This is a genomic window from Flavobacterium piscinae (assembly GCF_004122145.1).
Taxonomy (GTDB): Bacteria; Bacteroidota; Bacteroidia; order Flavobacteriales; family Flavobacteriaceae; genus Flavobacterium; species Flavobacterium piscinae.
This window is the reverse complement of the sequence record NZ_SBKQ01000037.1, coordinates 1-469: the sequence shown is the minus strand read 5'-3', so window position 1 is coordinate 469 and position 469 is coordinate 1. Positions and strand designations below refer to the sequence as shown.

The window sequence follows — 469 nt, the reverse complement described above, 5'->3', positions numbered from 1 at the left end:
TTACATTATTCTGTGCATTTTGAAGGCTTGGATAATACGTAACGGTATAACCGCCTAATCCATTGGTAATATCATTATCGCGAATGGTTAAGTCAAAGGCTGTAAATTGATCATTTGGCAAGGCCTCGTCACACAAGGATATCGGATCCGGTACAGTGAGTGCTAAAGGTAAGTTCACAATCAAATCGAAACTTCCCGTGTGGAAACAACCCGTAGCAACATCCGTTACGCGTACCCAAATCGTTTGCGGATTACTTGTGTTTGGATATGATGCTGTATTAACAATGGCTCCAATATTACTTATCGCAGCTGCCTCAGAGGTAAAATAACCCACTTGATAGCCGGAAGCCGCTCCACTTTGAGCCGCTAAGATACCAGGCGTTTGTACACTTAAATCAAACGTACTCAATCCGTTTTGCTGATTACCATCGGTATCACATTGAATAATGTCTTCTAAATCAGTCGGCAC

1 protein-coding gene is annotated in these 469 nt (G+C 42.2%); it reads right to left on the bottom strand.

Going from position 1 to position 469, the window contains the following annotated elements:
- Positions 1–469 (bottom strand): hypothetical protein (locus tag EQG68_RS15115; RefSeq protein ID WP_164975479.1); only part of this gene is annotated, 469 nt, incomplete at both ends.